Here is a 26367-nt window from a genome sequence, read left to right as displayed (position 1 = left end):
CGTTGGCGGATGCGTGGTGCAACACGTTGCCACACCGTCCTGGATGAGTCCAGCACGTGTCGGTGAACCAGCCGTGAACTGGGGGCGGCGTTTCGCCCGTCGCACGAAGAAACCCCCGCCACGTGGTGGCGGGGGTTCCTGTCGTCGCGCTTAGTGCTTTTCCTCGACCTGCGGGGCCTGGTGGCTGCCCTCGAGGTCCGGGCCGTGGTGGGCGGCGTGCGCTGCCTCGAGCTCGGCCTTCGAGACCGGCTCGATGCGGTCCTCGAAGAAGAAGCGGGAGACGCTCGCACGGGCCTTCTGGACCACGGTGATCTGCCCCTTGGCGTTCGGGCGGATCATGAGCGGCTTGTACTCGTTGAACTGCAACAGCTTCCAGCGCTCGTACTCGTCGAGCTGCTCGTGCACCTCGATGTACTCACCGTGGGGGAGTCGGACGATGCGACCGGACTCGTAGCCGTGCAGGACGATCTCGCGGTCCTTCTTCTGGAGTGCGAGGCACACGCGCTTCGTGATCCAGAAGGCGACGAACGGGCCGAGGACCGTCGTGGCCTGGATCACGTGGATCACGTGTTCGATCGACACCAGGAAGTGGGTCGCGATGATGTCCGACGACGCCGCAGCCCAGAGGCTGGCGTAGAGCGTGATGCCGGCGGCACCGATCGCCGTGCGGGTCGGGGCGTTGCGCGGGCGGTCCAGGATGTGGTGCTCGCGCTTGTCGCCGGTGATCCACGACTCGAGGAACGGGTACAGCAGGATCGCGAGGATGAGCAGCACCAGGACCGCGATGGGCGCCAGGATGTTGAACGACACCGTGTAGCCGAACCACACGACCTCCCAGTGCGGCGGCACCAGACGCAGTGCGCCGTCGGCGAAGCCGATGTACCAGTCGGGCTGGGTACCGGCGGAGACCGGCGAGGGGTCGTACGGGCCGTAGTTCCAGATCGGGTTGATCGTGAACATCGACGCGATGAGGGCGATGATGCCCGCGACGATGAAGAAGAACCCGCCGGCCTTGGCGGCGAACGCCGGGAGGATCGGGACACCGACGACGTTGTCGTTGGTCTTGCCCGGGCCGGCGAACTGGGTGTGCTTGTTGATCACGACGAGCACGAGGTGGACACCGAGCACCGCGACGAGGATCGCCGGCAGCAGCAGGATGTGCAGCGTGTACAGGCGGCCGACGATGTCGGTGCCCGGGAACTCGCCACCGAAGAGCAGGTAGGCGATCCAGACGCCGATCACCGGGACGCCCTCGATCATGCCGACGATGATCCGCAGACCGTTTCCGGAGAGCAGGTCGTCGGGGAGCGAGTAGCCGGTGAAGCCCTCACCCATGGCGAGGACCCAGAGCAGGAAGCCGAAGACCCAGTTGAGCTCACGCGGCTTGCGGAAGGCACCGGTGAAGAACACGCGGGCCATGTGCAACATGATCGATGCCACGAACAGCAGGGCTGCCCAGTGGTGGACCTGGCGGACGAAGAGCCCACCGCGGATGTCGAACGAGATGTCCAGCGTGGACTGGAGCGCCGTCGACATCTCGACGCCCTTGAGCGGGACGTACGTGCCGTTGTAGACGACCTCGGCCATGGAGGCCTGGAAGAAGAACGTCAAGAACGTACCGGAGAGCAGGACGACGACGAAGCTGTACAGCGCCACCTCGCCGAGCATGAAGCTCCAGTGGTCCGGGAAGATCTTCCGGCCGACTTCCTTGACGAGCCCCGAGATGCTGGTGCGCTCGTCGATGTAGTTCGAGACCCCGCCGATGATGCGGGATCCGCGCTCCGGAGCCGGCTTGTTGGCCGTGCTGCTCGGTGCCGTGGTGGTGGGGGTGCTGGTCATCAGCGTTCACGCTCCCAGAAGGACGGTCCGACCGGCTCGTGGAAGTCGCTCTGGGCAACCAGGTAGCCGTCGTCGTCGATCGCGATCGGAAGTTGGGGGAGGGGGCGTGCGGCCGGACCGAAGATGACCTCGCAGTTGTTCGAGACATCGAAGGTGGACTGGTGGCACGGGCACAGCAGGTGGTGCGTCTGCTGCTCGTAGAGCGCGACCGGGCATCCGACGTGGGTGCAGATCTTGGAGTACGCGACGATGCCGTCGTAGCCCCAGTTCTCGTGGCCCTTGGACGGGTTGAGGTCCTTCGGGTCGAGACGCATGAGGAGGACGGAGGCCTTGGCCTTCTCCTCCAGCATGTGCTCGGAGTCGAGCATGCCGTCGGGGATGACGTGGAACACCGAGCCGATGGTCACGTCCGAGGCCTTGATCGGCAGACCCGTCGGGTCCTTCGTCAGGCGAAGGCCCTGTTTCCAGAAGGTGTGGCGCAGGAGCTCGTTCGGGTCCTCGGCCGGAGCGAGGTCGCGGACCAGGACGATGCCCGGCAGCGGGAACGCGGCCAGCGCACCGATCATCGAGTTGCGGATCAGCTTGCGACGGCTGAAGCCGGACTCCTTGTCGGCCAGCTGGAAGGCCTCGACGGCCTTGGCGCGCGTCGCGTCCGTGCCGCGGGTGCCGTGGCGGAGCTCGGTGATCTCGCGGTCGACGACGAGCGACTTCGACCAGTAGACCGCGCCGAGGCCCAGCGCGATGAGCGCGAGGGCGATCGAGAGGCCGAGGAAGAGGTTCGCGGTGCGGACCGTCCCGAAGTCGTTCGAGTCGATCGGGAACGCGACGTAGGCCGCGATCGAGAGGACGCTGCCGACGATCGAGAGGTAGAAGAAGGTCGCGACCTGACGCTCGGCCAGGCGCTGCTTCTTCGGGTCGACGTCGGTGCGGCGCGCGCGGTGCGGCGGCTCACCCGGGTTCTCGAACGGGTCGGTGGGCAGCACCGCGATCCCGGGGGAGGTGGTCGTGCCGTGCTTCTCGACAGCCGAGGACGAGTTCAGCGTCTCGTCGTCGTGCTCTGCCATGGTGTTCCCTTCAGTGTCGTTCGACACGGACGATCAGTTGGACTTCGCGGTCAGCCAGACGGTCATCGCGACGACCGCGCCGAGTCCGAAGATCCAGATGAACAGACCCTCGGCCACCGGGCCCAGGGAGCCGAGTGCGAACCCGCCGGGCGACTTGTTGTCCTGCACGTACTTGAGGTACGTGATGATGTCGGCCTTCTGCTCCGGCGTGAGGTTCAGGTCGTTGAAGACCGGCATGTTCTGCGGGCCGGTCTGCATCGCCTCGTAGATGTGCTTGCCGGAGACCGTCGACAGGTTCGGAGCGTACTTGCCCTCGGTCAGGGCACCGCCGGCGCCGGCCACGTTGTGGCACATGGCGCAGTTGATGCGGAAGAGCTCGGCACCCTCGGCCGCGTCGCCGTCCTCACCGTTGGTGAGCTCGGTGGACGGGACGGCCGGGCCGGGGCCCAGCGAGGCGACGTACTCGGCGAGGGCGTCGACCTGCTCGTCGGTGAACTGCGCGGGCTTCTCTTCGGCCTGCGGACCCTGGGCGGCCATCGGCATGCGGCCGGTGCCGACCTGGAAGTCGACCGAGGCGGCGCCGACACCGATGAGGGACGGACCCTCGCTCGTGCCCTGGGCGGAGAGGCCGTGGCAGGTCGCGCAGTTCGAGGCGAAGAGCTTCTGGCCCTCGTTCACCTTCGACTGGCTGGTCGCCGCGACGGTGCTCGTGCTGTCGTCGGCGTTGGCCGTGGAGCTGAAGAGCGCGTACGCACCGCCGGTGGTCATGAGGCCGACGACGATGAGCGAGACGGTCGCCATCGGTGAACGGCGGCCCTTCTTGGTCTTGGTTCTGTTGAACATGTGCTCGGGGGTGTCCAGTTCCTACTTGAGAAGGTAGATGACGGCGAAGAGGAAGATCCACACGACGTCGACGAAGTGCCAGTAGTACGACACGACGATGGCGGTGGTCGCTTCCTTGTGACCGAAGTTCTTCGCGGCGAAGCCGCGGCCGAGCGTCAGCAGGAAGGCGATGAGGCCGCCAGTGACGTGGAGGCCGTGGAACCCGGTCGTCATGTAGAAGGCCGAGCCGTAGGCGCTGGAGGAGAGCGTGACGCCCTCGTGCCAGAGGTTGGCGTACTCGAAGATCTGGCCGCAGACGAAGATCGCGCCCATCGCGTAGGTGACGAAGAACCACTCCGTCATGCCCCAGTGGCGCGGGTTCCAGCTCGTGCGGTGCACCTGGAAGCGCTCTGCAGCGAACACGGCGAACTGGCACGCGAAGCTGGACAGCACCAGGATGATCGTGTTCACCGAGGCGAAGGGCACCTCGAGCTTGGAGGTTTCGGCCGCCCACAGCTCGGGGGACGTGCTGCGCAGCGTGAAGTAGATCGCGAACAGGCCGGCGAAGAACATGACCTCGCTGCCCAGCCACACGATCGTCCCCACGGCAACGGCGTTCGGCCTGTTCAGGGCCGGACCGCTGGCGGATCTGGAGAGAGGGGTGCTAGTCACGTCCTCCATTATGGCCGAAACCCCAGACAGTGTTTTCGCAGGAGACTGGCGGGTCTCTCGAATTCACTACGATCGAGCCATGCCTGACGCACTCTCTTGGCCTGCAGTGATCAGCGCGCTCATGGCGCGCGAGGACCTGACGATCAGGCAATCCACATGGGCCATGGAGGAGATCGTGCACGGGCGCGCCACCCAGGCACAGATCGCCGCGTTCGCCGTGACGCTCCGTGCGAAGGGCGAGACCGTCGACGAGGTGGTCGGGTTCCGCGACGCGATCCTCGACGCCGCCGTTCCGCTGGACGTCGACCCGATGGCGTTGGACATCGTCGGGACGGGTGGGGACGTCGTCGGCACCGTGAACGTCTCGACCATGGCGGCGATCGTCATCGCCGCCGCCGGGGTGCCCGTCGTGAAGCACGGCAACAAGGCGAGCTCGTCGAAGTCCGGTTCGAGCGACGTGCTCGCCGCACTCGGGCTCGATCTCACGATGGACGCCGCGCGTGTCGCGGACACCTTCCGGCGTGTCGGACTGACCTTCGCGTTCGCCAACGCGTTCCACCCGGGCTTCGCCCACGCCGGGCCGGTCCGCCGCGAGATCGGTGTGCCCACGGTGTTCAACTTCCTCGGGCCGCTCGTCAACCCCGCACGGTGCGAAGCGAACGCGGTCGGCGTCGCGCAGCTCGAACTCGTGCCGATCATCACGGGCGTGTTCCAGACCCGCGGCGCGACCGCCCTGGTGTTCCGCGGGGACGACGGCCTCGACGAGCTCACCACCACCGGCCACAGCCACATCTGGGAGGTCACCGGCGGGCGCATCATCGAGCACGACCTCGACCCGCGCGACCTCGGCATCGCACGTGCACGCACGGAAGACCTCCTCGGTGGCGATCCCGAGCACAACGCCGGCGTCGTGCACCGCGTGCTGTCGGGGGAGACCGGCCCGGTGCGCGACATCGTGTTGCTCAACGCCGCAGCGGGACTGGTCTCCTTCCGTCTGGCGCAGGACCCGGCCGAGTCCGACCGCCCGATCCTGCAGCGCTTCCGCGAGCAGCTCGCGGTCGCGGCCGAGGCGATCGACTCCGGCGCCGGCACCCGCAAGCTGGCTGATTGGGTCGGCGAAGCTCCCGCCGCGTAGTCCGCGCCGCCCCGCGCACCGTGCGCGGTGCGTCACCCGGTGCGAGCCTGACGGCTCGGTGCTGCGCCCCAAGCGCGCACCCGGCGGTCACCACTGCACCCGGCGAACAAACCCGCACCGCGCACTGCCGGCAACCCCGTGCCGGACGGGAGGCCCGCTGCGGGTTCGCCCCGCGCCTCCAGGCCGCACCGTGCGCGGTCCGCAGTCCAGCGCCGCTTCCGCGCGAGCCGCACCATGCGCGGTGCGTCACCCGGTGCGAGCCTGACGGCTCGGTGCTGCGCTCCAAGCGCGCACCCGGCGGTCACCGCTGCGCCCGGCGAACAAACCCGCACCGTGCAGTGCCGGCCACAACCCCACCACCGCACCACCCCCGCCCGCCAAACGGACCCCGCGACCGACGCGCAGGAGACGCAACCGACGGGAGGCCCGGTGCCGGTTCCTGGAACCGGCACCGGGCCTCCCGTCGGTGCGTTCAGTGCACGCGGTCAGCGTGCGCCTGCGTCGCTACTGGACGTCCTCGTCGACCCAGTCGAAGGTCTTCGTGACGGCCTTCTTCCAGAGACGGAGCGTGCGCTCGCGCTCCGCGGCGTCGAGCTGCGGCTCCCAACGCTTGTCCTCCTGCCAGTTGGCACGGAGCTCGTCGAGGTTGGCCCAGAAGCCCACCGCGAGACCGGCCGCGTAGGCCGCGCCGAGCGCCGTGGTCTCGGCGACGACCGGACGCACCACCGGCACGTTGAGGATGTCGGCCTGGAACTGCATGAGCTCGTTGTTGGCGGTCATGCCGCCGTCGACCTTGAGCTCGGTCAGGTCCACGCCCGAGTCGGCGTTCACCGCGTCGAGGACCTCGCGGGTCTGCAGCGCCGTCGCTTCGAGGGCCGCACGTGCGATGTGCCCCTTGTTGACGTAACGGGTCAGACCGACGATGGCGCCGCGAGCGTCCGGACGCCAGTACGGCGCGAAGAGCCCGGAGAACGCCGGCACGAAGTACACGCCGCCGTTGTCCTCGACGGTCTTGGCCAGCGCCTCGACCTCCGGGGCACTGCCGATGAGACCGAGGTTGTCACGGAGCCACTGGATGAGCGAACCCGTGACGGCGATCGAGCCCTCGAGTGCGTAGTGCGTCTCCTGGTCGCCGAGCTTGTAGCCGACGGTGGTGAGCAGGCCGTTCTCGGAGCGGACGATCTCGGTACCGGTGTTGAAGATGAGGAAGTTGCCGGTGCCGTAGGTGTTCTTCGACTCGCCCTGGTCGAACGCCGCCTGGCCGAAGGTCGCGGCCTGCTGGTCGCCGAGGATGCCCGCGATCGGGACCTCGCGGAGCAGGTTGGACGACTCGACGTGGCCGTAGACCTCGGAGGAGCTGACGATCTCCGGGAGCATCGACTTCGGCACACCGAAGTCGGCGAGGATGTCGTCGCGCCACTGGAGCGTTTCGAGGTCCATGAACAGCGTGCGGGACGCGTTCGTGACGTCGGTCTTGTGGACGCCGCCGTCGACGCCGCCGGTCAGGTTCCAGAGGACCCAGGTGTCGGTGGTGCCGAAGAGCAGGTCCCCGGCCTCGGCCTTCTCACGCGCACCCTCGACGTTCTCGAGGATCCACATGATCTTGGTGCCGGCGAAGTAGGTCGCGAGCGGGAGTCCGACGATGGCCTTGTAGCGGTCGGTGTCACCGTCGGCGAGCTTGTCGACGATCGACTGCGTGCGGGTGTCCTGCCAGACGATCGCGTTGTAGATCGGCTTGCCGGTGGTCTTGTCCCAGACGACGGCGGTCTCGCGCTGGTTCGTGATGCCCACGGCGGCGACGTCGTGACGCGTGATGTCGGCACGCGACAGTGCCTGACCGATCACCTCGCGGGTGTTGTCCCAGATCTCGGCGGGGTCGTGCTCGACCCACCCGGCGCGCGGGAAGATCTGCTCGTGTTCCTTCTGCCCGGTCGAGATGATCGAGCCGGAGTGATCGAAGACGATCGCTCGGGTGGAGGTCGTGCCCTGGTCGATGGCGACGATGTAGTCGGCCATTGGTGCTCCTTACGGGTGTTCGGTGCGGTGAGCGGCACGCGATCGCGGGCCGCTCACCCCGGGGTTGGGTGGGTTCAGCTGACGACGGGCAGCAGCGCGAGCGACAGCACGGCGGCGAGTGCACCGCCGACGAGCGGTCCGACGACCGGCACCCAGGCGTACGACCAGTCGCTCGACCCCTTGCCCTTGATGGGCAGGAAGGCGTGCGCGATGCGCGGGCCGAGGTCACGGGCCGGGTTGATGGCGTAGCCGGTCGGGCCACCGAGGCTGACACCGATCGCGATCACGAGGAAGGCGACGGGGACGGCGCCGAGTTCGGCAGGTGCCTTGCCGTTCGTCATCGCGAGGATGACGAAGACGAGCACGAAGGTGCCGATGATCTCGGTCACGACGTTCCAGCCGTACGACCGGATCGCGGGGCCGGTGGAGAAGACGCCGAGCTTCGCAGCGGCGTCGGGCTCCTCGTCGAAGTGCTGCTTGTAGGCGAGCCAGACGATGACGGCACCGATGACCGCGCCGATCATCTGCGCGAGCCAGTAGATGAGCATCGTGCCGACACTGATGTTGCCGAGGATGGCCTGGGCGAGGCTGACGGCCGGGTTGAGCTGGCCGCCCGACTTGTAGGACACGAGGACGCCGGCGAATACCGCGAAGCCCCAACCGATCGTGACCATGAGGAAGCCGGCCCCGAAGCCCTTCGACTTCGTGAGGGAGACGGCGGCGACGACACCGCCACCCAGGATGATGAGCATCGCTGTACCGACGAGCTCGGACAGGAACTTGACGCCGATGTCGTCCATCGGTGACCTCCAGTGCGTGAGGTGGGGGTCCGGTGGTGCTGCGCCGCACTCCCCGTTGAGTGATTGAGGCCGAGCCTAGTGACGAGGCGAACGACGCGGCGATGAATTCCTGAGGGAATTCCGCGAACATGCACGAACGTGCAAGCGCCGTGCGCCGCAGAGGATCGCGAGCCGGTGACGCGTCCCCGCCGCGCTGCACGAACGTGCAGACCGGACGAACGAGCGCCCGGGCGTCGGATGTAGATTGGGCGCACTCCGGTCGACGACGGCGGTGTGCAGTTCGCCTCGGCTCGGCCCCGTACCCGTGGAGGCACGCGCATGAAGAAGCTCATCAACGACCCGCAGGCCGTGGTCGACGAGACCGTCCGGGGATTCGCCCGGGCACACGCCGGACACGTCGTCCTGGTCGAGGACCCGATCCACCTGCACCGCGCCGACGCACCCGTCGCCGGCAAGGTCGGCATCGTCAGCGGCGGTGGCAGCGGACACGAGCCGCTGCACGCGGGCTTCGTCGGGTACGGGATGCTCGACGCCGCCGTCCCGGGCCCGGTGTTCACGAGTCCGACCCCCGACCCGATCGTCGCGGCCACCAAGGCCGTCGACGGCGGCGCCGGCGTCCTGCACATCGTGAAGAACTACACCGGCGACGTCCTGAACTTCGAGACCGCCGCCGAGCTCGCCGAGATGGACGACATCCGCGTCGAGGCCGTCGTGGTCGACGACGACGTCGCCGTGCAGGACTCGCTCTACACCGCCGGTCGCCGCGGCGTGGCCGGCACCGTCGTCGTCGAGAAGTGCGCCGGCGCCGCGGCGGAGCGCGGCGACGACCTCGACGCCGTCGCCGCGGTCGCCCGCCACGTCAACGACGTCACGCGGTCGATGGGCCTGGCCCTGGCGTCGGGCACCGTGCCGCACGCGGGGGAGCCGTCCTTCACGCTCGCCGACGACGAGGTCGAACTCGGCATCGGCATCCACGGCGAACCCGGGCGCGAGCGCATCCCGATGGCACCTGCCGACCAGCTCGTCGACCGTGTGCTCGAACCCATCCTGACCGACCTCGACGCTCCGGCCGGCTCGGAGCTGCTCCTGCTCGTCAACGGCATGGGCGGCACCCCGCTGTCCGAGCTGTACATCGCCTACCGCCGCGCCGCCGAGGTGCTGACGGACCGCGGGTACGACGTCACGCGTAGTTTGGTCGGCGACTACGTCACGTCCCTCGAGATGCAGGGGTTCTCGCTCACCGTCACGGTGCTCGACGAGGAACTCACGGCACTCTGGGACGCACCGGTGGAGACCCCGGCACTGCGCTGGGGTCGCTGAGCGGCCGACATCGACCGCTCGCCCACCGACCACGACACCGAGCCCACCGGGCCGGAAACACGAAGGGAACCGCATTGGCGCTCGACACCGCATGGGCCATCGACTGGGTCCGTCGCACCGCCGCGACGATCGACGAACACCGGGCCGAACTCGTCACACTCGACCGCGAGATCGGTGACGGGGACCACGGCGAGAACCTCGACCGCGGTTTCCGGGCCGTGCTCGAGGCCGTCGACGGCGGGTCCTTCGACACGCCCGGTGCCGTGCTGAAGACGGTCGCGACGAAGCTCATCTCGACCGTCGGCGGCGCCGCTGGCCCGCTGTTCGGCACCGCGTACCTGAAGGCAGCCCAGGCCGCCGGCGACGCGTCCGAGATCGACGCCGACACGCTCGTCGCCGTGCTCGCCGCAGCCCGCGACGGCGTGGTCTCGCGCGGCAAGGCCGCCGTCGGAGACAAGACGATGGTGGACGCCTGGACCCCCGCGGTCGACGCCGCCACCGCGGCCGCCGCAGCCGGTGACGACCCGGCAGCGGTGCTCGCCGCCGCGGCCGACGCCGCCGCCTCGGGCGCCGAGGCCACCGAACCGCTCATCGCCCACAAGGGTCGTGCGAGCTACCTCGGCGAACGCGCCGTCGGGCACCGCGACCCGGGTGCGCAGTCGACGGCGTACATCCTGCGTGCCGCGGTGGACGCGACGACGGGCTCCGCCGCGTGACCGTCGGCATCCTGATCGTCTCGCACAGCGCTGCGATCGCCTCCGGCACCGTCGAGCTCGCCCGCCAGATGGCGGCCGACGTGCCGCTCGTCGCCGCGGGCGGGACCGACGACGGCGGCATCGGCACGTCGTTCGAGGCGATCACCGCCGGCATCGAGGAGCTCGCCGACGCCGACGCCGTCGTCGTCCTGTGCGACCTCGGTTCGGCCTACCTGACCACCGACACGGCGCTCGACTTCCTCGACGACGACGTCCGCGCACGCGTGCACGTCTCGCAGGCTCCCCTCGTCGAGGGCACGGTCGCCGCGGCCGTCGCGGCCCAGACGGGCGGTGACGCCGAGGCAGTACTCGCTGCTGCGGCGTCCGCCGCAGGGTCCGCGGACGACGCGAGCACTGCCTCCCGTCCGTCCGGTGACCAGCCGGGAGGCCCGGGGCCGGGTGACGGGGCGGCCAGCGTCGACGACGTGGCCGCGTCCGCGAGCGTCGAACTGGTGAACGAGACCGGCCTGCACGCCCGCCCCGCGGCGGAGTTCGTGAAGACGGCAGCCAAGTACGACGCAGCCGTGCGCGTGAACGGCGTGGACGCGAAGAGCCTGCTGGCGATCATGGCGTTGGCACTGCCGAAGGGCGCCACCGTGTCGATCGAGGCGAGCGGGACCGATGCGCAGGTCGCGGTCGACGCGCTGGTGGAGCTGGTGCGGAGCGGCTTCGGCGAGTAGGCGTCGCGGCCGCTCAGCTTCGCAGCCGAGTCTCGCGTGAGGCGACAGTCCTCGCCGTGCTGAGCGCGAGAACGGTCGCCTGGGCCGAGACTCGGCCCGCCCGGGCCGAGTCTCGGCGTCAGCGGATGGACACCGTGCCGGCCAGGTCGAGGTCCGACGGGCCGCCGGTGACGCCCGCATCCGCGAGGAGCGTGGCGCCGAACACCGCGCTCCAGAACGTCCGGGCATCACGTCCGACACCGCTCGGACTCGTCCAGCCGTGCTCGGCGACGACGCGCTCGAGGTAGCGCTCCGACTGCCGGAACAGGACCGCGAGCAGGAGTCGCACGCGCTCCCGCTGGGCGTCGTCGTCACCGGCGGCGGCCAGCGCGCGCACGACGAGCAGTGTCGACGGCATGGCGAGCGCGGTGCGTGCGAGCACCTGACGGAACGCGTCGGCGGACCCGGCGCGCCGACCGGCTGCCTGCAGGCGCGTGGTGTCGCGAAGGAAGAGCGCGAAGGCGGCGTCGAGGACGAGGCGGTCCTTCGAGCCGTAGTGGTGCGTGATCTGGTTCGGGTAGACCCCGGCCGCACGGGCGATCTCGCTGACGGTGACGGCGTGGCGTGCGGTGCTCGCTCCGGCCGCGACGCCGGCTGCCCCTGCGCTGAGGAGTCCGGCGGTCGCGGCGAGGATCCTCGCCCGGGTCGCCGCGCCGCGGGTCGTCCCGGTGCCGTCGGTGGTTGCCATCTCTGAATTGTACGTGGTACAACTCCACTTGTTCAACGTACAAGAAGGAGCACTCGTGGACATCTCCATCACCGGCTACGGCGCCGTCTCGCCGTTCGGCCACGGCGTCGTGCCACTGTGGGACGCCCTGGTCGCCGGACGCTCCGGCGTGCACGAGCTGCACCGCGACCGGCAGCTCTGGGAACGGGTGCCGATCATGGTCGGCGCCGACGCGGCACTCGACGCCGATTCCGCACTCGGTCGCGTCCGGGCGAACCGACTCGACCGCAGCCAGCAGCTCGCGCTCGTCGCCGCCGGCGAAGCCTGGGCCGACGCCGGCGCGCCCGCGGTGGACGGCGACCGCCTGGCCGTCGTCGTCGGGACCGGCATCGGGGGAGTGGAGACGCTGCTCGACGCGCACGACGTGCTCGGGACCTCGGGCGCGCGTCGGGTGTCGCCCCGGACCGTCCCGATGCTCATGGCCAACGGAGCCGCGGCGCAGATCAGCATCGAGTACGGCGCCCGCGCCGGTGCGTACACGACCGTCTCGGCGTGCGCGTCCGGTGCCGAGGCGATCGCGACGGCCGCGCGGCTCATCGTCACGGGGGAGGCCGACGTCGTCATCGCGGGCGGCACCGAAGCGGCGGTCACGCCGGTCACCATGGCCTCGTTCGCACAGTCCCAGGCCCTCGCGAAGCCCGACGGTGACGACCCCACCACGTTGTCGCGACCGTTCGACGCCGACCGCCGCGGGTTCGTGCTCGGCGAGGGCGCCGGGTTCGTCGTCCTGGAACGGGCCTCGCACGCCGCCGCACGCGCACAGCGGTCGCACGGGACGCTCGCCGGGTGGGGGATCACGTCGGACGCGTTCCACATCACCGCCCCGCTCGGGGACGGCAGCGAGCAGGAGCGCGCGATGACGGCGGCGATCCGGATGGCCGGGCTCACCGGTGCGGACATCGACCACGTCAACGCGCACGCGACCGGGACCCCGGTCGGGGACGTCGGTGAGGCAGCGGCGATCGGTCGTGCTGTCGGGACCGGTGCGCTCGTCACCGCGCCGAAGAGCGCCATCGGGCACATGTTCGGTGCGGCGGGAGCAGTCGAGGCGATCCTGACGGTCCGGGCACTGGAGACCGGGGTCGTGCCGCCGACGCTGAACCTGCAGCACCAGGACCCGGCGATCGACCTGGACGTGGTGGCGGGGACGGCTCGGACCGCGACCATGCGTGCGGCGCTGAACAACTCGTTCGGGTTCGGCGGACAGAACGCCTCGTTGGTGTTCACCGCGGTCTGAGGGGCACGGGGACCGACGTATCCTGACTGCCATGAGCATGGAAGGCGTGGCCTGGAGCTCGCTGTACAAGATCTCCACCGCCAAGGACGGCAAGCACGGCATCTCGCGCGAGTCGGTGCGGCGGATCATGACGTTCGCAGTGCCCTACCGGGCCAAGCTGGTGGTCTTCATCGTCCTCTCCGTCGTGGGCGCCGTCCTCGCGGTCGCGACACCGGTGCTCGCCGGCCGGGTGGTCGACGTCATCGTCGCTCGGGGCGCGCTCAGCACGATCACCTGGCTCGCGGTCGTCATCGCCCTGGTCGCCGTGGGCGACGCAGGCGTGTCGCTCGCCACGCGCTGGTTCTCGGCACGCATCGGCGAAGGCGTGATCCTGGACCTCCGGACCGCCGTCTTCAACCACGTGCAGAAGATGCCGATCGCCTTCTTCACCCGCACACGCACGGGTGCCCTCGTCAGCCGCCTCAACAACGACGTGATCGGCGCGCAGCAGGCCTTCAGCGGCACGCTGTCCGGCGTGGTCACGAACCTCGTGGCACTGATCCTCACCCTGACCGTCATGCTCAGCACGTCCTGGCTCGTGACGGTCCTGGCGATCGTCATGCTCCCGATCTTCCTCGTCCCCGCGCGGCGCATGGGCAGCCGCCTCGCCGCACTGCGTCGCGAGGCCGCCGACCACAACGCCGCCATGAGCACGCAGATGACCGAGCGCTTCTCCGCGCCCGGCGCCACCCTCGTGAAGCTGTTCGGCCGGCCCGACGAGGAAGCCGAGGAGTTCCGCGTCCGCGCCGCCCGGGTCCGCGACATCGGGGTGCGGAGTGCCCTGCTGCAGTTCGTCTTCGTGACCGCCCTCACCCTGGTCTCCGCCCTCGCCCTTGCGCTCGTCTACGGGGTCGGCGGCGCCCTCGCACTCGGTGGCCAGCTGAACACGGGCGACGTGGTGACGCTGGCCCTCCTGCTCACCCGCCTGTACGCGCCGCTGACCAGCCTCGCGAACGCCCGGGTGGAGATCATGAGCGCGGTGGTCAGCTTCGAGCGCGTCTTCGAGGTCCTCGACCTCGAACCGCTCATCCAGGAGAAGCCCGACGCCGGCACCGTCCCCGACGGCCCGGTGGCGGTCGAGTTCGACGACGTCCGCTTCGCCTACCCCGCTGCGGACAAGGTTTCCCTCGCCTCGCTCGAGGAGGTCTCCACGCTGGACACCCGCGGCGGTGACGAGGTGTTGCACGGCGTCTCGTTCCGGATCGAGCCGGGACAGACCGTCGCCCTCGTCGGCACCTCCGGGGCCGGCAAGTCCACGATCGCGCAGCTGCTCTCCCGCCTGTACGACGTCGACAGCGGCGCCGTACGACTCGCCGGGTCGGACGTCCGCGACGTCACGTTCGCCTCCATGCGGCACACCATGGGGATGGTGACGCAGGACGGCCACCTGTTCCACGAGACCATCCGCTCCAACCTGCGCCTCGCACGGCCCGAGGCGACCGAGGACGAGGTGTGGGACGCCGTCCGGCGCGCACGGCTCGAACCGCTCATCCGCTCCCTGCCGGACCAGCTGGACACCATGGTCGGGGAGCGCGGCTACCGGTTGTCCGGCGGCGAGCGCCAGCGGATGACCATCGCCAGGCTCCTGCTCGCCCAGCCGCGCGTCGTCATCCTCGACGAGGCCACCGCCGCGCTGGACTCGACGTCCGAGGCCGCCGTGCAGGCTGCGCTCAGCGAGGCGCTCGAGGGGCGGACGGCGATGGTGATCGCCCACCGACTGTCGACCATCCGCAGCGCGGACCTGATCCTCGTGGTCGAGGACGGTTCGATCGTCGAGCGGGGGACCCACGAGGAACTGCTGGCCGTGGGCGGACGGTACGAGGAGTTGCACCGGACCCAGTTCGCGGTGCAGAAGGACGTCGCGGCGGACGAGGAAGCGCTGAGCCCGAGCTCGTCGCAGTGAGGCACGAGCTCTGATCGGGGGATGCCGGAAGTCGCATCGCGGCCTGCTCACCCGTTCGGGGTGAAGCCACTGGCGGCGGTTCGCGGTGAGATCGCTGCATGACCGACACAGCAGTGAGCAGTGATGCCGACCGAGCACTCCTGACGAAGGCGTACCTGTACGGCTTCCCGCTGGTGTTCAACCTCGCGCAGGTCGCGCGGTACGTCGAGACCGGTGTCGGCGCGGTTCCTGCGGCACCGTGGAACTCCTTCGGACACGCCCGTACCCTCGCCGGGCCGGACGACACGTTCGTCACCATCAACAACGACACGTTGTACTCGATGGCCCAGATCGACCTCAGTGTCGGACCGGTCCGGTTGCGCGTGCCCGACACGGCCGGGCGGTACTACGTGCTGCAGTTCGTGTCCGCGTGGACGGACAACTTCGCCTACGTCGGCCACCGTGCGACCGGCACCCAGGCCGCGGAGTTCCTCCTCGTGCCACCGACGTGGGACGACTCCGCACCGTCGGGCACGACCGTCATCCACTTCCCGACGACGGTGGCGTCCATCGTCGGCCGCTGGGCGGTGAGCAGCGACGACGATCTGCCCGCCGTGCACGCGCTCCAGGACGCGACGACGCTGACGCCGCTGGACGACGCTGCCCGTCCGATCGGCCTCGCCGAACCGGACCCAGCCGTTCCCGAGGACCTGGTCTTCCTCGAGCAGTTCCGCGTCTGGTCCCAGCAGTTCCCGCCCGCGGCACGCGACCGCGAACTGCAGCGGTCGCTGGCTCCCGCCGGCACCACCGCGCCGACCAGCACGTACCTCGACCTGTCCACCACCGCGCACGAGACGCTCGCCGCCGGTCTCGACGCCGGACGAGCGGCGCTCGAGCACGCGCTCACCTCGGGTGCGAGCCCGCAGGTGAACGGCTGGAAGCTCACCCTGCACGCCTTCGACTACAACCTCGACTTCTTCGAGGTGGGTGCGCTCGACGACGACCGATTCACGATCACCGATCCGGAACTCCGCATCGTCGAACGCGCCGCAGCGGCACTCGGTGGTCTGTGGGGCAACCACGCGTACGAGGCGGCGTACATCATGACGTACGTCGACGACCAGGGTGAGCAGCTCACGGGGGCCCGGACCTACACGCTCCGTCTCGATCCGACCCCTCCCGTCGGCGGGTTCTGGTCGCTGACCATGTACTCCATGCCCGACTTCTACCTCGTCGCGAACCCCATCGACCGCTACTCGGTCGGCGACCGGACACCCGGCATCGTCCGCGACCCGGACGGCGCACTCACGATCACGATCAGCCACGAGCGGCCAGCGGACCCGGACGCCAACTGGCTCCCGAGCCCCGCCGGGGACTTCCGCCCGATCCTCCGGATGTACGAACCGGACGACGCCGTCCTGAGCCGAGCGTGGACCGCTCCGGCAGTCGTTCGTTCGGACCACTAGCCAGGGGACCAGCCGCCGTCCGGACGTCAGCGGCCGTGCTCGCCCATCGCGGTCACGGGGCTGCGGTGAACTGCTGCAGACCGGTGACGCGCAGCAGGTCGAGCTTCGCGGCGTCCTCGGTACCGGGGACCGCGGTGTAGACGACGATCCGCAGGTCGCCGCCCGGCACCGTCAGCACGTCGCAGTCGATCTCGATCGGCCCGACGGGCGTGTGCACCTGCTTGCGGCTCGCCCGGTGTTCGGCGATACGACCGGTGTCCCAGCGACGTTCGAACTCGGGCGACTCCCGCCGCAGCCGCGCGACGAGCTCGGCCAGGTCGCGGTCGGCGGGGTAGCGGCCGGATGCCTGCCGGAGGTCCGCTGCGAGGTCGCTCGAGAACTCCTCCTGGTGTTCGTCGTCCCACTCGACGCCGTCGTGCGCGTGCATGAAGTGGCGCCACACCAGGTTGCGCTCGATCCCCACCGTCCGGGACGGGTCACCGTTCAACGCAGCCCACAGGTCGTTCCACAGCACGATGTCGTGCGTCGCCGTGAACACCGCGATCGGGACGTCGCCGAGCCGGTCGACGAGCCGCTGCACCCCGGGGGTGATGTGCCGCGGGACGACCTGGAGCGACGGGGGAGCGACGCCCGCGACCCGGCACAGGTGGTCGCGCTCGGCCGCGGTGAGCCGGAGCGCCGTGGCGAGGGCGCCGAGGAGCTGCGGTGAGGGGTTCAGCGCGCGGCCCTGCTCGAGGCGGACGACGTAGTCGACGCTCACCCCGGCGAGCGCGGCGAGTTCCTCGCGTCGGAGACCCGGCGTGCGTCGGCCGGGCCCGGCCGGTAGGCCGACCTCTTCGGGACGGACGCGGTCGCGCCAGGAACGCAACACACTCGCGAACTCGCTCATGTCCACCATCTTCGCCCCGCGCCTCCCGTCCGTCCTGGTACTGGTGGTCCCACCGTCGCACGGTGCCTGGGGGAGTCAGCCGCTCGGGCGGAGAGTGGGGGCATGACAACGACACTCATTACCGGAGCCAACCGCAGCCTGGGGCTCGAGACCGTCCGCCGCCTCGTCGACGCGGGCCACACCGTGTACGCCGGCATGCGCGATCCGTCCACGGGCGACGAAGCACGCGCCCTCGGCGCCGAGGTGGTCCAGCTCGACGTGACCGACCAGAACAGCATCGACGCCGCGATCGCGACCATCCCCGTCCTCGACGTGCTCGTGAACAACGCCGGCATCCTCGGGACGTCGTTCGGCGTCGACGACCTCGACGCCGCGGCCATGTCCGCCGTGCTCGACACCAACGTCACCGGCATCGTCCGGGTCACGCAGGCAGCGCTCCCGCTCCTGCGGGCGTCCGACCACCCCGTCATCGTGAACGTCGCCTCGGGCGTCGGGTTCGCCCGGTGGTTGACGACCCCGGGCCACGACGAGTACGCGGTGCCGGCGGTGCCCTACGCCGCGTCGAAGGCCGCGGTGATCGCGTTGACCGTGCAGTACGCGAAGAACCTGCCGGGGTTCCGCGTCAACGTCAGTGACCCCGGGTACACCGCCACCGAGTTCAACGGGTTCGGCGGGCACCAGACGATCACCGAGGGCACGGACGCGACCGTCGCGCTCGCCACCGTCGGGCCGGACGGGCCCACGGGAGAGTTCCACAACCGGGACGGCCGCATCGAGTACTGAGGTCACGGCGTCCGGTTCAGTCGTGCACGTCGGCACCGAACCCCGGCCCGGGGCGCATCATCCAGCCTTCCGGGTCGGGGAGCGGACGGAACCCGAACCGCTCGTACAGTCCGTGCGCATCCGCGGTGAACAGGGCGAACCGCTTCAACCCGAGTGGCTCGATCGCGTCGGTCACGCCCTGCACGAGGGCGACGCCGACACCACGGCCACGAGCGTCCGGATCGACGAAGACGTCGGCCAGCCAGCCGAACGTCACCCCGTCGGTGATCACCCGGGCGTACCCGAGCTGCGCACCCGTCGCCGTGTCGTAGACGCCGAAGTTGCGGGACCCGGCGATGATCGCGTCCTGGGTGGCACGACTGCGACCCCGTGCCCAGTACGACTGCTCGCTGAGCCAGCGGTGCACGCGGTCGACGTCGAGGTCGGCGGGGTCGGCGGAGAAGTGCAGTGCGGTCGGTTCGTCCATGGGACCAGTGAACCGGCGGTCGCCATCGGCGGGCAACGGCCAATCCGTCGCCTGTGGACAACGCGGCACGACCGTCTGGGACGATGGCGGGATGCGCGCAGTCCAGTACGACCAGTTCGGATCCGCCCCGTCGATCGTCGACCTGCCCGATCCGGTGGCACCGGACCACGGTGTCGTCGTCCGGGTCGCGGCCACCGGGGTGTGCCGCAGTGACTGGCACGCCTGGAAGGGGCACGACGACTCCGTCTCGCTGCCGCACGTCCCCGGGCACGAATTCGCCGGTGTCGTCACGTCCGTCGGGGACTCGGTGACCCGGGTCTCGGTCGGTGATCGGGTGACCGCGCCCTTCGTGTTCGCCTGCGGGACGTGCCCGGAGTGCGTCGACGGCGCCACCCAGGTGTGCACGCGCCAGCAGCAGCCCGGGTTCACGCTGCCCGGTTCCCACGCCGAGTCGGTCGTCGTCCCGCACGCCGACGTCAACGTGGTCGCGCTGCCGGACGCCGTGGGCTTCGCCGAAGCCGCGGCGCTCGGGTGCCGGTTCGGGACGGCGTACCACGCGCTGCACGCCCGAGGGAGGGTCGCAGCAGGGGAGTGGGTGGTCGTGTTCGGCTGCGGCGGCGTCGGCCTGTCGACGATCATCGTCGCGGTCGCGGCGGGCGCACAGGTGATCGCCGTGGACGTCTCGTCGGCGGCACTCGAACGTGCTGCGGCACTCGGCGCCGTCACGGTGCCGATGGACGGAGCGGCAGTCGCCGCGGTCCGCGCTCGGACCGACGGTGGCGCGCACGTCTCGATCGACGCGTTCGGCAGCCGATCGACCTCCGTCGCAGCGGTCGCCTCCCTGCGCCCTCGGGGACGTCACGTGCAGGTCGGCCTGCTGCTCGACGACGAGGCCGAGCCGGTGATCCCGATGGGCCGCGTCATCGCTGATGAGCTCGAACTGCTCGGCAGCCACGGGATCTCCGTGGGGGAGTACGCGGCGATGCTCGCCGACGTCGTCACCGGGCGACTGCGTCCGGACGACTCGATCGGTCGGACGATCGGTTTCGACGACCTGCCCGGGGCGATGGTCGCCATGGATCGTCCCGCCACATCGGCCGGGATGACCGTCGCCGTCTTCTGACCTGCTCAGCGCTGTCTCCTGAACTGGACAGCGCTGTCTCCTGAACTGAAAAGCACTGTCTCCTGAACTGGACAGCGCTGTCTCCTGAACTGCTCAGCGCTTCGGTCGGTACACCAGTCCGAGCGCGCCGCCGGCGAAGGCCTGAGAACTGATCAGTTCGAGATCGAGCTCGTCCATCAGGTCGGCGAACACGCCATCGCCCGATCCGAGCGCGACGGGCAGGACCGCCAGCCGGTACTCGTCGACCAGACCGGCCCGGACGAGGCTGCGGCCGAACTCCGTCCCGCCCTGAGCGAGGACGTACCCGCCCGACTCCTGCTTGAGCGCTGTCACCTCGGCTTCGAGCGGTCCGGCTGCGACCCGCGCACCCGTCCAGGTCGCCGCCGCGGGGGACTCGAGGTCGGGGACCGGCACCGAGCGCGGATCGAAGTCGCGTTGCGTGGTGAAGACGACCTTGGGGATCCGGTTCATCGGTTCGGCGATCGGCACAGGCGCGGTCGGCCAGAAACCTGAGATGGTCTCGAAGGTCTTGCGGCCGAACGCGTGCACGCCGGCACCAGCGACGACGTCGAGCACCCAGGCCATCGAGTCCGGACTCCCGCCGCGGAACATCCAGTCCGATTCGGCTCGGGGAGCAGCCACGAAGCCGTCCAACGACATCGACATCTTCAGGACGAGTTCACGCACGGGGAGCCCCTGTCCGGACCTGAGTTGACATAATATGCATTATCGGCGTATGCCTGTAAGCGGCACCAGGCGCTTGGTGAGCAGAAAAGGTCGAGTCCCACCCGCGGACTCGACCTTTCCTGCTCACGAAGCACATCGTCGGGCGACCGTGTCAGTCAGCAGGCTTCGTCGGGACGTCGTCGGCGTCGATCTCGAGCGCCGCTGGCTCGCCGCCCTGTTCTTCCAGGTTCTCCTGGTCGGTGTCCGGCTGCTCCGGCGTCTCGCTCTGGGTGGTCTCTTCGGCTGGGTCTGGCTGGCTGTAGCTCATGCGCCGGACGGTACGCCGACCGTGCTGAGGACGCATCGGGCTCCATCCACAGCGCGCTAGTGTCGGACGGCCGGTCGACGCCACGGGAGGAACGATGCCGCACACGCTCGTCGGGCTGATCGGCGCCGGACTGCACCGGTCGCTGACTCCCCTGATGCACGAAGCAGAGGGCCGGGTGCTCGGACTCGACTACGAGTACCGCCTGCTCGACCTCGACGTACTCGGCAGCACTGCGGCGGACCTTCCGGAACTGCTCGCCACCGCCGAGGCCGAGGGGTACCGCGCGGTCAACGTCACGCACCCCTGCAAGCAGGCCGTCGTCCCGTTGCTCGATGCCCTCGATCCCGGCGCTGCCCGGATCGGTGCGGTCAACCTCGTGCTGTTCCGCGACGGCCGCCGCATCGGGTACAACACCGACGAGACCGGCTTCCGGATCGCCGTGGAACGCGGCCTCGGCGCGGTCGCCGGGCAGCACGTCGTGCAGTTCGGTGCCGGTGGTGCCGGCTCGGCGATCGCCCACGCGCTCGTCGGACTCGGTGTCCGGCGGCTCGACGTCGTCGATGCGGACGTCGGCCGCGCGGAGGCGCTCGTCGCGACGCTCGAGCCACCGACCGACTCCCCCGTCGACGCCCGCGTCCTGGTGATGACCGATGCCGCCGAGGTGCTCGCGACGGCGGACGGGGCAGTCAACGCGACACCGCTCGGAATGAACGACGATCCGCGACAGGCATTCGACCCCGCGCTGCTCCCCCGAGGCGCCTGGGTCTCCGACGCCGTCTACTTCCCGCTCGAGACGCCGCTCGTCCGGTCGGCACGTGCGGCCGGATGCCGGGTGGTCGACGGTGGCTGGATGGCCGTCGGTCAGGCGGTCGCGAGCCTCCGACACATCACCGGGCTCGAGCCGGACCTCGACCGTGTGCGCGCTGCCTTCACCGGGTTCCTCGCCGAGGGGCGAACCGCCGGTGACCGGACCGGACGCGAAGGCGCCGAATGAGCAGAAGAGGTCGAGTCCCGATGACGGACTCGACCTCTTCTGCTCACGATGCACGCCTGCGGGCGCACCGGAGACGCCCGAGTACCGGGCACTCCATCACGACTGGGTGAGGATGACCGCCGTCAGGATGTAGCCCACGATGCCGATGACGATCGCGACGGCCGACAGGATGATGCCGGCGAGGACGGTGCCGCGGCTGCCCCCACGCTTGCGCGCCAGGATGCCGAGCACGAGGCCGATGATGCCGGCGATGATGCCGATCAGCGCGACGAAGATGCCGCCGACGACGCCGACGATGCCGAGCACCAAGGAGACGACACCGAAGGTGTTGGACTGAGCGGGCGCGTTGCCGGAGTTGGACATGAGAGCTCCTTCGATCAGGACGCCGATCCAGGCCGGGTAGCCGATCGTGAGCGTCGATCAAACGCTATCCGAATCGCACCGGCAACGTTCAGGTTCCGCGCACGAACCTGTCCCCTGCTTCAGGCGCCGACGTAGACCGCCAGGTGCTGGCCGGTCAAGGTCGAGCGGGCGGCGACGAGGTCGGCGGGCGTGCCCTCGAACACGATCCGTCCGCCGTCGTACCCCGCGCCGGGCCCGAGGTCGATGATCCAGTCGGCGTGCGCCATCACGGCCTGGTGGTGCTCGATCACCACGACGGTCTTGCCCGAGTCCACCAAACGGTCGAGCAGCCCGAGCAACTGGGCGACGTCCGCCAGGTGCAGTCCGGTGGTCGGTTCGTCGAGCACGACGATGCCGCCACGCTCACCGAGGTGCGTCGCGAGCTTGAGCCGCTGCCGCTCTCCGCCGGACAGCGTCGTGAGCGGCTGCCCGATCGTCAGGTACCCGAGTCCGACGTCGGCCAGGCGTGCCAGGATCGTGTGCGCAGCAGGCAGCGCGGCCGGGCCGTCGGCGAAGAACGCCACGGCCTCGGCGACGGACATGCCCAGGACCTGGCTGATGTCCTTGCCACCGAGCTGGTAGCCGAGCACCGACTGGTCGAACCGCTTGCCGTCGCACTCCACGCACGGGGTGGCGATGCCCGCCATCATCCCGAGGTCGGTGTAGACGACACCGGCGCCGTTGCACGCGGGGCACGCACCCTCGGAGTTCGCGCTGAACAGCGCGGGCTTCACGCCGTTGGCCTTCGCGAACGCCTTGCGGATGGGTTCGAGCAGCCCGGTGTACGTCGCCGGGTTGCTGCGTCGGGAGCCGCGGATCCCGCTCTGGTCGATGGCCACGACACCCTCGCGATGCGCGAGTGACCCGTGGATCAGCGTGCTCTTGCCGGATCCGGCGACACCCGTCACGACGGTGAGCACCCCGGTGGGGACGTCCACGTCGACGTCGTGCAGGTTGTGTGCCGACGCACCGCGGATCGCGATCGCCCCGTCGGAACGGCGGACGGCGGTCTTCACCGAGACGCGGTCGTCCAGGTGCTGACCGGTGATGGTCCCGCTCCCCCGCAGCCCCTGCACCGGACCCTGGTAGCAGAGCGTCCCGCCGCCGGAACCGGCGCCCGGGCCGAGGTCGACGACGTGGTCGGCGATCGCGATCACCTCGGGCTTGTGCTCGACCACGAGCACGGTGTTCCCCTTGTCGCGCAGCCGCAGCAGCAGGCCGTTCATCCGCTCGATGTCGTGCGGGTGCAACCCGGTGCTCGGCTCGTCGAAGACGTACGTGACGTCGCTGAGGGACGACCCGAGGTGCTTCACCATCTTGACCCGCTGCCCCTCTCCCCCGGACAGCGTGCCGGTCGGGCGGTCGAGCGAGAGGTAGCCGAGACCGATCTCGACGAACGACTCGAGCAGGTCGCGGAGGCCGTCGAGCAGCGGCGCGACGCCGGGGTCGTCGATGGCCCGCAGCCACGGCACGACGTCGGTGATCTGCATCGAACAGACGTCGGCGATGCTCTTCCCGCTGATCTTCGACGAGCGGGCGATGTCGTTCAGCCGGGTGCCGCCGCACGCCGGGCACGTCGTGAAGGTCACCGCACGGTCGACGAAGGCGCGGATGTGCGGCTGCATCGCCTCGCGGTCCTTCTGCAGCATCGAACGGCGCACCCGGGGGACGAGCCCCTCGTACGTCATGTTGATGCCGGCGATCTTCTGCTTCGTGGGCTCGCGGTAGAGGAAGTCGGCGCGCTCCTGTTCGGTGAAGTCGCGGATCGGGGTGTCCTTGTCGAAGTACCCGGACTCCGCGTACATCCGGACGTTCCACCCGTCGGTGCCGTAGCCGGGGATCGTGATCGCCCCGTCGCCGAGCGCCTTCGAGTCGTCGAACAGCTGCGTCAGGTCGATGTCGTTGACCAGCCCGCGCCCCTCGCAGTCGGCGCACATTCCGCCGAGCCGAGTGAACGAGACCTTCTCGGCCTTGGCGTCCTTGCCCTTCTGCACGGTGATCGCTCCCCCGGCGGTGACCGTCGCCAGGTTGAACGAGAACGCGTTCGGACCACCCACGTGCGGGTCGCCCAGACGGCTGAAGAGCACGCGCAGCATCGCGTTCGCATCGGTGGCGGTGCCGACGGTCGACCGCGGGTCGGCACCGATGCGCTCCTGATCGACGACGATCGCGGTGGTCAGGCCGTCGAGCAGGTCGACGTCGGGTCGTGCGAGCGACGGCATGAAGCCCTGCACGAAGGCGCTGTACGTCTCGTTGATCATCCGCTGCGACTCGGCGGCGACCGTGCCGAACACGAGGGAGCTCTTGCCGGACCCGGACACACCGGTGAACACCGTGAGTCGACGCTTCGGCAGATCGACGTCGATCCCCCGCAGGTTGTTGGCGCGGGCACCGCGCACGCGGATCCGGTCGTGGCCGTCGGCGGCGTGCACGCTCAGGCTCGGGGCGGCGTCGTCACCGGAACTGGTATGCATGTCGATCAGCGTACCGGCGGGTACCGACACCGACAAGACAACCCAGCACCGTGCGTTGGACGCAACCCACCACCGGACAGGAGGCACGGGTCAGGCCCGCACCGCGCCTCCCGCCAGCACCGTGCGCACCTTCTCACCCCGTGCGCGCTTCCACGCACCGTGCAGCGCCACAAGCGCGCACCACGCCACCAACCCCGCACCGACCGACGGACCCAGCACCGTGCGTTGGACGCGACCCGCCACCGGACAGGAGTCACGGATCAGGCCCGCACCGCGCCTCCCGACAGCACCGTGCGCACCTTCTCACCCCGTGCGCGGTTCCACGCACCGTGCAGCGCCACAAGCGCGCACCACGCCACCAGCCCCGCACCGACCGACGGACCCGGCACCGTGCAGACGACGGCCGGGTCAGACGACGGCTGGGTCAGGCGGCGGCGAACCGACGCACCAGCTCCGGCAGCTCCGCCGGTTCGAACGGTTCGTCGGTGGCGTCGAGTTCGTCGGCGGTCCACCAGCGCGACGCGAGGATGTCGACCCGCTCGTCGTCCGTCCACTCGGCGTCCGACAACTCGAAGCCCGGGGTGCGCACGACGTAGAACTCGCTGTGGCCGCGGTCGTGGTCGGCGAGGTCCCACTCGACGGTGAAGTCCCATGACCACACGGGCTCACCCGGGTCGTCGATGACGATGCCGGTCTCCTCGCGCAGCTCGCGGATCGCCGCGTCGCGGTGGTCCTCGCCGGGGTCGACCCCGCCACCCGGCGTGATCCACCGGTGGGCACCGTCCGACGACGGCGAGTTCGTGTCCATCAGGAACACGCGACCCTCGGGGTCGAGCAGGATGATGCGGGAGGTTCGGCGCAGGCCGGGCTTGGCAGTCACCCGCCCGACGCTAGCCGACGAAGCCGCTGACGTCGCCGACGAGCTTGGTGTGGTCGGCGGGGATCGGCTCGATCGCAGCGAGGGCGATCTCGGCGGCGAACTCCGACACGCTGTAGAGCTTGCCGACCTCTTGCCGGCGGCCCTCGATCGCGCCGGGGTTCAGGCGGTTCAGCAGGGTCGCGGTGATCGTGCCCTCGATCATGTCGCCGGAGACGACGACGAACTCGATGCCGGCGGCCTCGAGCTGCGGGATGAGCTCGCGCAGGGCGAGTTCGCCGGCACGCTTGCTCTTGGCGACGGGGACGTACTCGTCCATCGTCTCGGCGGTCTCGACGAAGTGGGCCTGGTGGCTCGTGACGAACACGACGCGCGACCCGGCGGGCATGTGCGGCACGGCCGTCTGGAGCATGTCGACCTGCGCGTCGCGGTTGAGGCGGAGCGCGTAGTCCTCGCCGAGCCCGGACTCCATGCCACCCGAGGCGTTCAGGACGAGCAGGTCGATGCCGCCCCACTCCTGCACGACGGTGTCGACGAGCGCCTGCACCGACTCGTGGTCGGTCAGGTCGGCGCCGATCGCCAGGGCGGAGCCACCGGCCGCGACGACCTTCTCGGCGATCTGCTCGGCGCGCTTGGCCTTGTTGCGGTAGTTCACGACGACCTTGGCGCCGGCCTCGGCCAGGTACCCGACGGTGTCGGCGCCGATGCCGCGCGACGAGCCGGTGACGACGGCGCGCGTGTCGGTGAGGGATCCGGGGGCGAGGGGGTTGCTCACAGTCGTGTTCTCCAGGTCGTGTTCCGGCCGGTCGGCCGCACCGAGCCTACCAATCGCCTGCACGGCCGACCGACCCTCCTGATATGTTGAACGGAGT

At 69.9% G+C, this 26367-nt stretch carries 25 protein-coding genes; 10 read left to right on the top strand and 15 right to left on the bottom strand.

Annotated features, from left to right (window positions below; genetic code table 11):
* Nucleotides 1-150: 150 nt before the first annotated feature.
* The 4 genes from EDF42_RS06390 to EDF42_RS06375 are packed head-to-tail and all read right to left on the bottom strand — an operon-like array spanning nucleotide 151 to nucleotide 4406.
* On the bottom strand, nucleotides 151-1839 hold the full coding sequence (locus tag EDF42_RS06390) for a ubiquinol-cytochrome c reductase cytochrome b subunit (protein ID WP_123339633.1): 1689 nt from the start codon (nucleotides 1837-1839) through the stop codon (nucleotides 151-153).
* Nucleotides 1839-2903 carry a ubiquinol-cytochrome c reductase iron-sulfur subunit gene (locus EDF42_RS06385; protein ID WP_111084029.1) on the bottom strand — a complete coding sequence of 355 codons (1065 nt, stop codon included), beginning with the start codon at nucleotides 2901-2903 and terminating at the stop codon, nucleotides 1839-1841. Before EDF42_RS06385 ends, EDF42_RS06390 begins: the two co-directional genes overlap by 1 nt.
* Before the next feature lie 33 nt (nucleotides 2904-2936).
* On the bottom strand, nucleotides 2937-3746 hold the full coding sequence (locus EDF42_RS06380; RefSeq protein WP_123294420.1) for a cytochrome c: 810 nt from the start codon (nucleotides 3744-3746) through the stop codon (nucleotides 2937-2939).
* A gap of 21 nt (nucleotides 3747-3767) precedes the next feature.
* Entirely contained in the window at nucleotides 3768-4406 is a 639-nt protein-coding gene (locus tag EDF42_RS06375) for a heme-copper oxidase subunit III (protein WP_111084027.1), read from the bottom strand.
* A 70-nt stretch (nucleotides 4407-4476) separates the two neighbouring features.
* Between EDF42_RS06375 and trpD the strand changes: the two genes are divergently transcribed.
* Entirely contained in the window at nucleotides 4477-5532 is a 1056-nt protein-coding gene (gene trpD / locus EDF42_RS06370) for an anthranilate phosphoribosyltransferase (RefSeq protein ID WP_123339635.1), read from the top strand.
* Between the two features lie 504 nt (nucleotides 5533-6036).
* Here trpD and glpK read toward each other — a convergent pair.
* Nucleotides 6037-7548, bottom strand: a complete 1512-nt coding sequence (glpK, locus tag EDF42_RS06365; protein WP_111084025.1) for a glycerol kinase GlpK — start codon at nucleotides 7546-7548, stop codon at nucleotides 6037-6039.
* Nucleotides 7549-7622: 74 nt separating this feature from the next.
* Nucleotides 7623-8348, bottom strand: coding sequence for an MIP/aquaporin family protein (locus EDF42_RS06360; RefSeq protein WP_123294418.1), 726 nt, complete (start codon nucleotides 8346-8348; stop codon nucleotides 7623-7625).
* Nucleotides 8349-8666: 318 nt separating this feature from the next.
* Here EDF42_RS06360 and dhaK point away from each other — a divergent pair, with 318 nt between their 5' ends.
* The 3 genes from dhaK to dhaM all read left to right on the top strand — a co-directional run bounded on the left by dhaK (nucleotide 8667) and on the right by dhaM (nucleotide 11103).
* Nucleotides 8667-9668 carry a dihydroxyacetone kinase subunit DhaK gene (dhaK, locus tag EDF42_RS06355; protein WP_123671772.1) on the top strand — a complete coding sequence of 334 codons (1002 nt, stop codon included), beginning with the start codon at nucleotides 8667-8669 and terminating at the stop codon, nucleotides 9666-9668.
* Between the two features lie 74 nt (nucleotides 9669-9742).
* Nucleotides 9743-10384 carry a dihydroxyacetone kinase subunit DhaL gene (gene dhaL, locus EDF42_RS06350; RefSeq protein WP_123671771.1) on the top strand — a complete coding sequence of 214 codons (642 nt, stop codon included), beginning with the start codon at nucleotides 9743-9745 and terminating at the stop codon, nucleotides 10382-10384.
* Nucleotides 10381-11103, top strand: coding sequence for a dihydroxyacetone kinase phosphoryl donor subunit DhaM (dhaM, locus tag EDF42_RS06345; RefSeq protein WP_123671770.1), 723 nt, complete (start codon nucleotides 10381-10383; stop codon nucleotides 11101-11103). Before dhaL ends, dhaM begins: the two co-directional genes overlap by 4 nt.
* Nucleotides 11104-11221: 118 nt before the next feature.
* On the opposite strand, the gene EDF42_RS06340 is transcribed toward dhaM, so the two are convergent.
* Entirely contained in the window at nucleotides 11222-11830 is a 609-nt protein-coding gene (locus EDF42_RS06340) for a TetR/AcrR family transcriptional regulator C-terminal domain-containing protein (RefSeq protein WP_123671769.1), read from the bottom strand.
* A gap of 55 nt (nucleotides 11831-11885) precedes the next feature.
* Between EDF42_RS06340 and EDF42_RS06335 the strand changes: the two genes are divergently transcribed.
* The 3 genes from EDF42_RS06335 (at nucleotide 11886) to EDF42_RS06325 (ending at nucleotide 16493) form a co-directional block, all read left to right on the top strand.
* On the top strand, nucleotides 11886-13106 hold the full coding sequence (locus tag EDF42_RS06335) for a beta-ketoacyl synthase (RefSeq protein ID WP_123671768.1): 1221 nt from the start codon (nucleotides 11886-11888) through the stop codon (nucleotides 13104-13106).
* Between the two features lie 31 nt (nucleotides 13107-13137).
* Nucleotides 13138-15048, top strand: coding sequence for an ABC transporter ATP-binding protein (locus EDF42_RS06330; RefSeq protein ID WP_123339641.1), 1911 nt, complete (start codon nucleotides 13138-13140; stop codon nucleotides 15046-15048).
* A 98-nt stretch (nucleotides 15049-15146) separates the two neighbouring features.
* Entirely contained in the window at nucleotides 15147-16493 is a 1347-nt protein-coding gene (locus EDF42_RS06325; protein ID WP_123671767.1) for a DUF1254 domain-containing protein, read from the top strand.
* Nucleotides 16494-16545: 52 nt separating this feature from the next.
* Here EDF42_RS06325 and EDF42_RS06320 read toward each other — a convergent pair whose 3' ends face one another.
* Nucleotides 16546-17382, bottom strand: coding sequence for a helix-turn-helix domain-containing protein (locus EDF42_RS06320; protein ID WP_123339885.1), 837 nt, complete (start codon nucleotides 17380-17382; stop codon nucleotides 16546-16548).
* Between the two features lie 102 nt (nucleotides 17383-17484).
* On the opposite strand from EDF42_RS06320, the gene EDF42_RS06315 reads away from it, so the two are divergent.
* Nucleotides 17485-18165 (top strand): SDR family NAD(P)-dependent oxidoreductase, encoded by a 681-nt coding sequence (locus tag EDF42_RS06315; protein WP_123339643.1) that lies wholly within the window; start codon nucleotides 17485-17487, stop codon nucleotides 18163-18165.
* 16 nt (nucleotides 18166-18181) lie between these two features.
* On the opposite strand, the gene EDF42_RS06310 is transcribed toward EDF42_RS06315, so the two are convergent.
* Nucleotides 18182-18631 (bottom strand): GNAT family N-acetyltransferase, encoded by a 450-nt coding sequence (locus EDF42_RS06310; protein WP_123339644.1) that lies wholly within the window; start codon nucleotides 18629-18631, stop codon nucleotides 18182-18184.
* A 91-nt stretch (nucleotides 18632-18722) separates the two neighbouring features.
* On the opposite strand from EDF42_RS06310, the gene EDF42_RS06305 reads away from it, so the two are divergent.
* Nucleotides 18723-19754, top strand: coding sequence for an alcohol dehydrogenase catalytic domain-containing protein (locus EDF42_RS06305; protein WP_123671766.1), 1032 nt, complete (start codon nucleotides 18723-18725; stop codon nucleotides 19752-19754).
* Between the two features lie 93 nt (nucleotides 19755-19847).
* On the opposite strand, the gene EDF42_RS06300 is transcribed toward EDF42_RS06305, so the two are convergent.
* Together EDF42_RS06300 and EDF42_RS18865 are read right to left on the bottom strand one after the other, a co-directional pair.
* Complete coding sequence (locus tag EDF42_RS06300; RefSeq protein ID WP_123671765.1) at nucleotides 19848-20441, bottom strand: dihydrofolate reductase family protein; 594 nt, start codon at nucleotides 20439-20441, stop codon at nucleotides 19848-19850.
* Between the two features lie 151 nt (nucleotides 20442-20592).
* Entirely contained in the window at nucleotides 20593-20748 is a 156-nt protein-coding gene (locus tag EDF42_RS18865; RefSeq protein ID WP_185003001.1) for a hypothetical protein, read from the bottom strand.
* Between the two features lie 94 nt (nucleotides 20749-20842).
* Between EDF42_RS18865 and EDF42_RS06295 the strand changes: the two genes are divergently transcribed.
* Nucleotides 20843-21742, top strand: coding sequence for a shikimate dehydrogenase (locus EDF42_RS06295; RefSeq protein ID WP_123671764.1), 900 nt, complete (start codon nucleotides 20843-20845; stop codon nucleotides 21740-21742).
* A 96-nt stretch (nucleotides 21743-21838) separates the two neighbouring features.
* On the opposite strand, the gene EDF42_RS06290 is transcribed toward EDF42_RS06295, so the two are convergent.
* The 4 genes from EDF42_RS06290 to EDF42_RS06275 all read right to left on the bottom strand — a co-directional run bounded on the left by EDF42_RS06290 (nucleotide 21839) and on the right by EDF42_RS06275 (nucleotide 26270).
* Nucleotides 21839-22105 (bottom strand): hypothetical protein, encoded by a 267-nt coding sequence (locus EDF42_RS06290; RefSeq protein WP_123671763.1) that lies wholly within the window; start codon nucleotides 22103-22105, stop codon nucleotides 21839-21841.
* A gap of 119 nt (nucleotides 22106-22224) precedes the next feature.
* The gene (locus EDF42_RS06285; RefSeq protein ID WP_123671762.1) at nucleotides 22225-24618 is read right to left on the bottom strand and encodes an excinuclease ABC subunit UvrA; all 2394 of its coding nucleotides are present in this window, start codon (nucleotides 24616-24618) and stop codon (nucleotides 22225-22227) included.
* A gap of 424 nt (nucleotides 24619-25042) precedes the next feature.
* Nucleotides 25043-25498, bottom strand: coding sequence for an NUDIX hydrolase (locus tag EDF42_RS06280; RefSeq protein WP_123671761.1), 456 nt, complete (start codon nucleotides 25496-25498; stop codon nucleotides 25043-25045).
* A gap of 10 nt (nucleotides 25499-25508) precedes the next feature.
* Nucleotides 25509-26270 carry an SDR family oxidoreductase gene (locus tag EDF42_RS06275; protein WP_111084008.1) on the bottom strand — a complete coding sequence of 254 codons (762 nt, stop codon included), beginning with the start codon at nucleotides 26268-26270 and terminating at the stop codon, nucleotides 25509-25511.
* Nucleotides 26271-26367: the final 97 nt, after the last annotated feature.

It is taken from the genome of Curtobacterium sp. PhB172, assembly GCF_003752545.1.
Taxonomy (GTDB): domain Bacteria; phylum Actinomycetota; class Actinomycetes; order Actinomycetales; family Microbacteriaceae; genus Curtobacterium.
This window is presented reverse-complemented; position numbering and strand designations above follow the sequence as displayed.

What these genes read in the sequence shown, in the direction of transcription:
- EDF42_RS06390 (WP_123339633.1), bottom strand. Translation starts at nt 1,839, where the DNA reads ATGACCAGCACCCCCACCACCACGGCACCGAGCAGCACGGCCAACAAG.
- EDF42_RS06385 (WP_111084029.1), bottom strand. Translation starts at nt 2,903, where the DNA reads ATGGCAGAGCACGACGACGAGACGCTGAACTCGTCCTCGGCTGTCGAG.
- EDF42_RS06380 (WP_123294420.1), bottom strand. Translation starts at nt 3,746, where the DNA reads ATGTTCAACAGAACCAAGACCAAGAAGGGCCGCCGTTCACCGATGGCG.
- EDF42_RS06375 (WP_111084027.1), bottom strand. Translation starts at nt 4,406, where the DNA reads ATGGAGGACGTGACTAGCACCCCTCTCTCCAGATCCGCCAGCGGTCCG.
- trpD (WP_123339635.1), top strand. Translation starts at nt 4,477, where the DNA reads ATGCCTGACGCACTCTCTTGGCCTGCAGTGATCAGCGCGCTCATGGCG.
- glpK (WP_111084025.1), bottom strand. Translation starts at nt 7,548, where the DNA reads ATGGCCGACTACATCGTCGCCATCGACCAGGGCACGACCTCCACCCGA.
- EDF42_RS06360 (WP_123294418.1), bottom strand. Translation starts at nt 8,348, where the DNA reads ATGGACGACATCGGCGTCAAGTTCCTGTCCGAGCTCGTCGGTACAGCG.
- dhaK (WP_123671772.1), top strand. Translation starts at nt 8,667, where the DNA reads ATGAAGAAGCTCATCAACGACCCGCAGGCCGTGGTCGACGAGACCGTC.
- EDF42_RS06340 (WP_123671769.1), bottom strand. Translation starts at nt 11,830, where the DNA reads ATGGCAACCACCGACGGCACCGGGACGACCCGCGGCGCGGCGACCCGG.
- EDF42_RS06330 (WP_123339641.1), top strand. Translation starts at nt 13,138, where the DNA reads ATGAGCATGGAAGGCGTGGCCTGGAGCTCGCTGTACAAGATCTCCACC.
- EDF42_RS06325 (WP_123671767.1), top strand. Translation starts at nt 15,147, where the DNA reads ATGACCGACACAGCAGTGAGCAGTGATGCCGACCGAGCACTCCTGACG.
- EDF42_RS06320 (WP_123339885.1), bottom strand. Translation starts at nt 17,382, where the DNA reads ATGAGCGAGTTCGCGAGTGTGTTGCGTTCCTGGCGCGACCGCGTCCGT.
- EDF42_RS06315 (WP_123339643.1), top strand. Translation starts at nt 17,485, where the DNA reads ATGACAACGACACTCATTACCGGAGCCAACCGCAGCCTGGGGCTCGAG.
- EDF42_RS06310 (WP_123339644.1), bottom strand. Translation starts at nt 18,631, where the DNA reads ATGGACGAACCGACCGCACTGCACTTCTCCGCCGACCCCGCCGACCTC.
- EDF42_RS06305 (WP_123671766.1), top strand. Translation starts at nt 18,723, where the DNA reads ATGCGCGCAGTCCAGTACGACCAGTTCGGATCCGCCCCGTCGATCGTC.
- EDF42_RS18865 (WP_185003001.1), bottom strand. Translation starts at nt 20,748, where the DNA reads ATGAGCTACAGCCAGCCAGACCCAGCCGAAGAGACCACCCAGAGCGAG.
- EDF42_RS06295 (WP_123671764.1), top strand. Translation starts at nt 20,843, where the DNA reads ATGCCGCACACGCTCGTCGGGCTGATCGGCGCCGGACTGCACCGGTCG.
- EDF42_RS06290 (WP_123671763.1), bottom strand. Translation starts at nt 22,105, where the DNA reads ATGTCCAACTCCGGCAACGCGCCCGCTCAGTCCAACACCTTCGGTGTC.
- EDF42_RS06285 (WP_123671762.1), bottom strand. Translation starts at nt 24,618, where the DNA reads ATGCATACCAGTTCCGGTGACGACGCCGCCCCGAGCCTGAGCGTGCAC.